This is a genomic window from Oscillibacter sp. CU971, assembly GCF_905219725.1.
In the GTDB taxonomy this organism is placed as follows: Bacteria; Bacillota; Clostridia; order Oscillospirales; family Oscillospiraceae; genus Oscillibacter.
Map to the genome: position 1 here is coordinate 1 of NZ_CAJMXG010000160.1, position 6,886 is coordinate 6,886.

The following is a 6,886-nucleotide window of genomic DNA, read 5'->3' on the forward strand; positions in this document are numbered from 1 at the left end:
TTCCCAGCCCGTGGATGTTGAACATCAGCGTGAAGCCCACGCAGGCCCAAAAGGCGCAGACACAGGGCAGGGCATACTCCCAAAAAACCGTTTCCATGCCGTCCTCCTTAGAAAAGCCCGCCCAGGGCCTGTCCCGCCGCCGCCCCCAGGGCGATGGCAGAGGCCACCAGGATGGCGTCCGCCGTGCGGCTCAGGGCGGAGAAGGTGTCCCCGGCCATGATCTCCCGCATGGCGTTGGTCAGGGCCACGCCGGGGACCAAAACCATCAGCGTGGAAATGGTCACCACGTCCACGCTCTCCCCCAGCCCCGCCTCCACCAGCGCCAGGGACAGGAAGGCCGCCAGGGCGCTGCACACCGCCGTGCGAAAGAAGCTGTTGGCCCCGATGAATTTCCCGCCGTACAGCAGGCACAGGCCCACCGCCAGGCCGCAGAGGAACGCGCAGGCCAGGTCCCCCAGCCCGCCGCCGAACAGCGGGGCGAAAAAGGCGGGAGCCGTGCCGTAACCCAGCAGCATCATCCGGGGGGAGTACCGGGGAATGGCGTCCGGCAGGGCGTTGACCNACGCCNGGGCCTCGNCCAGGGGCGGGACCTCCGCGCACNGGCGGCGGCAAAGGCCGTTGCACCGCTCCAGGAGCTCGATGTCCGTGCCGTGAAGCGGAACCCGGCGCATCCGGGTGACGGGCTGGCCCGCCGGGGTGGCCACGCTGACGATGAGGCAGTTGGGGATGGCGAAGACCTCCGGGCTCTCCAGGCCGTAGGCGCGGAGGAGCCGCCGGGCGGACTCCTCCACCCGGTAGATCTCCGCGCCGCTGTACATCAGCTGATAGCCCAGCTCCGCCGCCATGTTCAGGAGCTTTTCATAGTCCATGGTTCAGTCCAGTATCTCCTTGAAATCCTCACAGAAATTGGGCCGGTGCACGTCCAGCACCACGGGGAGCTTCCCCTCCGCANAGCGCTGGCTCAGGCCCTCCATGCCGTATTTCAGCTTGTATTCGATCTNCTCTTTGTAGGCTGGAATCAGCATGTAGAAGCAGATGGTCTTCCCGTCCCCCGTGGTCAGCTCCGGCACCAGGGAGAGGCTGTCCAGCACCGCGCCGCCAAAACCCAGGCCGTCGCAGATGGGCGTATAATCCGGCCCGTTGGGAATGGTGTGGCCCCAGCCCAGCCAGGTCTTGTACTCATGAGGGAAGCGGGCCAGGAACTTCAGCATCTGAATGGGCCAGAACCGCTCATAGGGCAGGTCCTTGGGATTGCTCCCCGCCTTGCCCAGGTCCCAGTCCCCAGGAAGGAGCATGTACAGCTCCGCGTATTTCAAATCCTCCCGGTCCGCGATCTCCTCCGGCAGGCTCATGGGCAGATCGCTCATGCCGGTGGTGTAGAGGAGCGTGCAGTCCCCCTTGGGGGAGTGGAGGACGTGAACGTCGATGTGGACCAAATCGCTGAGGAGCTCATGGCAGACGAAGCCCTCCCAGCCCGGGAAAATCTCCTCCATGTGCTTCTCGATGGCCTCTGTGGAGACGCACACATCCTCCGGGGGCCGGAAGCCCTGGTCCTNCGGGGTCNGATAGCGGTAAACGGCGGAGCCGCCGGGGGTGTATTNCTCCGTCTCCGGGGCCGTGCCCTCCCGATGAGGCCGGGCGGGCGGCTCCTTTTTCTTTTTAAACTTATCCAGGAAACCCATGACTGAAACCTCCATACGAAATTAACGGAAACGTTTCTTCTATTCTACTCCTTTTCCATGCCCTGGGCAATTGTTTTTTCCCCGGAGATGCGGTACAATAAAACCATCCATCATCCAAGATACAAACGAGGTGCTTTTATGAAATTGGTTTCCTGGAACGTCAACGGCCTCCGGGCCTGCCTGAAAAAGGGCTTTTTGGACTTCTGCGCCTTCGCCGACGCGGACGTCATCTGCCTCCAAGAGACGAAAATGCGCCCGGAGCAGGCGGAGTTTGACCTCCCCGGCTACACCCGCTTCTGGAACAGCGCGGACAAGGCGGGCTACTCCGGCACCGCCGTCTTTACCCGGCGGGAGCCTTTGAACGTCACCTACGACTTCGGCATCGACGAGCACCGCCACGAGGGGCGGATCATCACGGCGGAGTTCCAGGACTTCTACCTGGTCTGCTGCTACACCCCCAACTCCAAGGACCAGCTCCTCCGCCTGGACTACCGGANGGCCTGGGAGGACGACCTGCGGGACTACCTCTGCGAGCTGGACGCGGTGAAGCCGGTGGTCTACTGCGGGGATCTGAACGTGGCCCACCAGGAAATCGACCTGAAAAACCCCGGCCCCAACCGGCGGAACCCCGGCTTCACCGACGAGGAGCGGGAGAAGATGACAAAGCTTCTGGACGCCGGCTTTGTGGACACCTTCCGGGCGCTGTACCCGGACAAGACCGGTGCCTACTCCTGGTGGAGCTACCGGGGCCGGGCCCGGGAGAACAACACAGGGTGGAGAATCGATTACTTCATCGTCTCGGAGCGGCTGAGGAGCCGCATTCAAAACGCCGACATCTGGAGCGAGGTCCACGGCAGCGACCACTGCCCGGTGGTGCTGGAGCTGTCTGAGGAATAAACGGAGGAGGGGACTATCCCCTCCTCCGTCTTTTGCATTACTCCACCGCCTCGTCCAGCTCCAGGGTGACCTCCAGGGTCTCCCCGTCCCGGAGGAGGGTCAGCGTCAGCTTATCCCCCACATAGAGGGTCCGCCGGACCCGGAACAGGTCCTGGTTCGTGTGCATCTCCTGGCCCTGGGCGGCAACAATATAGTCTCCCGCCCGGACTCCCGCCGCCTCGGCGGCGGTATCGGGGTCCACGGATTGGACGAAAAGGCCCGGCTCCCCCGCCTGCACCCAGATGCCCAGCCTNGGCTCNGGCAGGACCTCGCCCCATTTTAAAAGGTCGTTGACAATCCTCTCCAAATAGGCGGAGGGGATGGCAAAGCCCAGGCCCTCTACGCTGTCCCGGTTCCAGTCGGACATGTATTTGGCCACGTTNATGCCCACCACCTGGCCCCGCTCGCTGATGAGGGGGCCGCCGGAGTTGCCGGAGTTCAGGGCGGCGTTGGTCTGGAGAAGGGTCATGGTCCGCCCCTCCACCTCAATGTCCCGGTCGATGGCGGAAATGATGCCGTTGGTCAGGGTGCCCCGAAGCCGCCTGGGGGCGCCGATGGCGTAGACCGGGTCCCCCACCACCAGCTGCTCCGAGTCCCCAAAGGAGGCGAAGGGCAGCGCGCCCACCGTCATCAGCTCCCCCGGGGGGACCTTCAGCACCGCCAGATCGCTGTCCTCGTCCCCAGCCACAAAGCAGACGTCCATGGAATAGCCGCTGTCCAAGGTAATATAGCACTCGCTGCCGCCCCGGACCACATGATGGTTCGTCAGAATATAACCGTCCTCGGAAAAGATCACGCCGGTGCCCACGGATACCCCCTCTCCGGAGAGGCACTGCACCGTCACCACCGCCGGGTTCAGCCGGCGGTATACCTCCTGGGCCGTCAGCGGATCTCCCTGGGTCCGGGACACGGAAAGCCCCGCCCCCTGGTCCACAGGCCAGCTGGGGATGGTGATCTCCGCGCTTCTCTCATAGATCTCCTCCCCAGGCCGCGGCTGGTCCCGGTAAATCAGGTCCACGGCCTTTCCCGCCGCCGCCAGGCCCACCAGCACCGCCGCGCAGATCAAAAACTTATAAAGGCCCGCCCTCCGTCCCCGGAGGATGCCGCGCCGCCGCGTCCGGGAAGCGGCCGGAGGCTTCCGCACCCCGGCGGGGACGGGGCGGCTGTAAATCTCCACCACCTCCCGGGGGTCCGGCTGCCGGTAGGATGCCACGACCTCCCGGGGGTCCCGCTCCCCGCCGCCGGGGAGGGGAGCGCGGTAGGTCTCCACGATTTCGCCGGGCAAATGCCCGGTCTGTTCACGTTCTCCCATGTTTCCTCATTTCGTGGTCAGCGAGAAGGAGAAGGTGGTCACGCCGCTTTCGCTGGTGACGTTGATCCGCTCCTTGTGCTGTTCTAAAATCGTCTTGACGATGTAGAGCCCCAGTCCCACGCCGTCCTTGTCCTCGCTGCGGGACTTGTCGCTCTTGTGGAACCGCTCGAAGAGCTGGGGCAGCTCCGCCGCCGGGATGGTGTCCCCGCAGTTGCGCACCGTCACATGGGCCCTCCCATCCCGGAGGGTCAGCCCCAGGTACAGGGTGGAGCCCTTGTAGGCGAACTTGGCCGCATTCTCCAGCAGGTNGNAAATGACCTGGGTGNTGAGGTCGTTGTCCCCCAGGACCAGGATGGGCCCCTCGGGAATGCTCGCCTCCACGTCCAGCTCCCGGTCCGTGATCTTCTTCTCCATGGAGANCAGCACCCGCCGCATACTCTCGCAAAGGTCAAAATGGGCCCCGCTCCGCAATGGGTCGATGGCCTGNAGCTGGCTCACGTCCAGCATCCGGCGCACCAGGCGGCTGAGGCGGCGGCTCTCCCCGGAGATGATGCGGAGATACTGNTTCTCGTTCTCCGGGGGGATGGCCNCGTCCAAAANGGCGTCGGTGTACCCGGCGATGGTGGTCATGGGGGTTTTCAGCTCGTGGGAGATGTTGGCGATAAACTCCCGGCGCTGCCGCTCCGTTTGCTGGAGGGACTCCGCCATGGCGTTGAAGGAGGCCGCCAGCTCCCCCACCTCGTCGTTTCTTCCGTAGTCGTTCATGCGGATGTCGAAGTCCCCCTCGGCATAGCGCCGGGTGGCCTCCACCATCTCCCGGATGGGCTTCACCTGCCGCATGGCGGTGACGGAGGAGGCCATAAAGGCAATCATCAGCACCACAAAGGCCGTCATGAAAAAGAGGCCGATANAGCCCTGCCACATGGAGTCCAGGGAGGCCAGGGTGGACACCGCCACCACCTCCCCCACCTGCTCCATGGTGACGGGGTTCACGGCGGCCACGCCCACAGAGAAGCGCTTTTGCGGGTACACGCCCCCCAGGNCGTCCCGNCAGGAGGCGCTGCNATGCTCCAGAATCCTCGCCGTCCGCTCCGGGGGAACGGTGACGGTCTTCCCGTCCAGGGTTTCGTCGGTGGAGAGGAGGACGTGGCCCTCCGTGTCGCAGATCAAAAAGTGCACGTCGGAGACGATGGCGGCGAAGCTGGCCAGGCGCTGGAAGTCCAGGTCGTCCTGGAGATCCTCTATGTCCAGATACCGGCCGTTTTCCAGGCAGCTCAGGGAGAGCTGGCTCATAACCCGGGCCTTGGAGGCAATTTCCTCCCCCTGCTGGCCCCGGGCGTAGTTGTAGCTCAGGGAGAAAAAGGACGCCCCCAGCAGGCACAAGGTCAAAAGCACCATGCCCGCCGTGACGAAGAGCTGCCGCCAATAGAGGCTTTGGGTCCGTTCCTGTATGCGCTTCATCCTTCGGCCTTCTCCGCGGCCAGCTCGAATTTATACCCCACGCCCCAAACGGTTTTCAGCGCCCACTTCTCGCTGACGCCCTCCACCTTCTCCCGCAGGCGCTTGATGTGTACGTCCACCGTCCGGCTGTCCCCGAAGTAGTCGAAGCCCCAAACCTCGTCCAGAAGCTGGTTCCGGGTATAGACCCGGTTGGGGGTGGAGGCCAGGTGGTATAGAAGCTCCAGCTCCTTGGGCGGGGTGTCGATTTTCTTCCCGTCCACAATGAGCTCATAGGAGTCCAGATTAATGACCAGCTTGTCGAAGGTCAGCTTCTTGCTGGTGTCGTTGGGAATCTCTGTCCGGCGGAGGACGGCGTTGATCCGGGCGATGAGCTCCTTCATCTCAAAGGGCTTGACGATGTAGTCGTCCGCTCCCATCTCCAGGCCCTGGATGCGGTCGAAGACCTCGCTCTTGGCGGTGAGCATGATGATGGGGACCTGGGAGGTCTCCCGGATCTTGGCGCAGACGGCCCAGCCGTCCATGACGGGCAGCATGATGTCCAGCAGAATCAGATCCGGAGCGGCCTTCTGGAACTCCTCAATGGCCCTCCCGCCGTCCCCGGCGATGCGGACGTCAAAGCCCTCCTTCACCAGGTACATGTGGATGAGATCGGAGATGTTGCGGTCGTCCTCGACGACTAAAATGTTGCGTCCCATGGCGGACCCTCCCCAGCCTGCCGGACACNAGCCCCAACCGGATGGGGCAGGCTTTTCACGCTGTGAAAAACCCGCGGCTAAGCCGGAAAGACGCCCCTCCGGGTTTGCCCGCAAGGGGCGCGCCGTCTTGCCAACGATCTTCCCGCCGGTCAGCCTTGTTCCATTTCAGGCAGTTTTTTCTATATTATTATACNCGCTCTTCCGCGGGGGTGTTGAATTTTCTGTAAAGATTCCCGCTTCTTACCGCAGCCCGGTCTCCGTGTAGGCGGCGCACACGCCCCCCGCCTCCTTGGCGGCGGAAAGGAAGGCCCGCAGCCCCGGGGAGCTGGCGGCGTCCCCCAGCCAGACGGCGGCGTCTCCCCGCCAGGAGGCCAGGCGGCGGACCAGCTCCTGGGCCCCGGCGGCGTTCCGCAGGTCGTGTCCGCTCCGGTCCAGTTCCGGCTGAAGGCAGCGGAATCCCGCCTCCCGGGCGGCCTGGAGGGACTGGGACCCGCCGCCCCGGATGTAGGCCAGGCGGGTTTTGCCGCAGGTGGCCCGGAAAAGGGCGGCGTTGCCCGCCTCCAGCTGCTGGGCCACGGTCCGGTCCGGGTCCCCGGCGTCCGCCAAAATCCCGATGCTCTGCCCCTGGGCGGCGAGACGGCGGAGGGTGCCCCCCTGCCGCTCCATCTCCTCCAGTGTAAAGAAGAAGGCGGCCCCGGCGTCATAGCTCTCCAGGGCGTCCGCCAGGAGGGAGGCGCTGCTCCCCGCCTGGAAGCACAGGGATATCCGCTTTCCGTCCAGTTCGGCGGCAGGCCCTCCAC

The 6,886-nt window shown here is 64.4% G+C and carries 7 protein-coding genes; 1 reads left to right on the forward strand and 6 read right to left on the reverse strand.

From position 1 onward, the window contains the following. Nucleotides 1-107 precede the first annotated feature (107 nt). Together JX325_RS11000 and JX325_RS11005 are read right to left on the reverse strand one after the other, a co-directional pair. Nucleotides 108-869: a threonine/serine exporter family protein gene (locus tag JX325_RS11000; protein WP_204791172.1), complete on the reverse strand. Its 762-nt coding sequence runs from the start codon at nucleotides 867-869 to the stop codon at nucleotides 108-110. 3 nt (nucleotides 870-872) lie between these two features. After that, nucleotides 873-1,682 carry a suppressor of fused domain protein gene (locus JX325_RS11005; protein ID WP_204791173.1) on the reverse strand — a complete coding sequence of 270 codons (810 nt, stop codon included), beginning with the start codon at nucleotides 1,680-1,682 and terminating at the stop codon, nucleotides 873-875. Between the two features lie 138 nt (nucleotides 1,683-1,820). On the opposite strand from JX325_RS11005, the gene JX325_RS11010 reads away from it, so the two are divergent. Beyond that, nucleotides 1,821-2,579, forward strand: a complete 759-nt coding sequence (locus JX325_RS11010; protein WP_204791174.1) for an exodeoxyribonuclease III — start codon at nucleotides 1,821-1,823, stop codon at nucleotides 2,577-2,579. 37 nt (nucleotides 2,580-2,616) lie between these two features. Here JX325_RS11010 and JX325_RS11015 read toward each other — a convergent pair whose 3' ends face one another. The 4 genes from JX325_RS11015 to JX325_RS11030 all read right to left on the reverse strand — a co-directional run. Beyond that, a complete protein-coding gene (locus tag JX325_RS11015; RefSeq protein WP_204791175.1) occupies nucleotides 2,617-3,930 on the reverse strand; it encodes a S1C family serine protease in 1,314 nt (437 codons plus the stop codon). Between the two features lie 6 nt (nucleotides 3,931-3,936). Next, nucleotides 3,937-5,391 (reverse strand): cell wall metabolism sensor histidine kinase WalK, encoded by a 1,455-nt coding sequence (locus JX325_RS11020; RefSeq protein WP_204791176.1) that lies wholly within the window; start codon nucleotides 5,389-5,391, stop codon nucleotides 3,937-3,939. Next, entirely contained in the window at nucleotides 5,388-6,086 is a 699-nt protein-coding gene (locus JX325_RS11025; RefSeq protein WP_204791177.1) for a response regulator transcription factor, read from the reverse strand. The genes JX325_RS11020 and JX325_RS11025 overlap by 4 nt, the downstream gene beginning before the upstream one ends. A gap of 240 nt (nucleotides 6,087-6,326) precedes the next feature. Then, nucleotides 6,327-6,886 (reverse strand): hypothetical protein (locus JX325_RS11030; RefSeq protein ID WP_204791178.1); only part of this gene is annotated, 560 nt, incomplete at its 5' end.

Coding starts and splice junctions, on each gene's coding strand:
- JX325_RS11025 (WP_204791177.1), bottom strand. CDS start 6,086: ATGGGACGCAACATTTTAGTCGTCGAGGACGACCGCAACATCTCCGAT.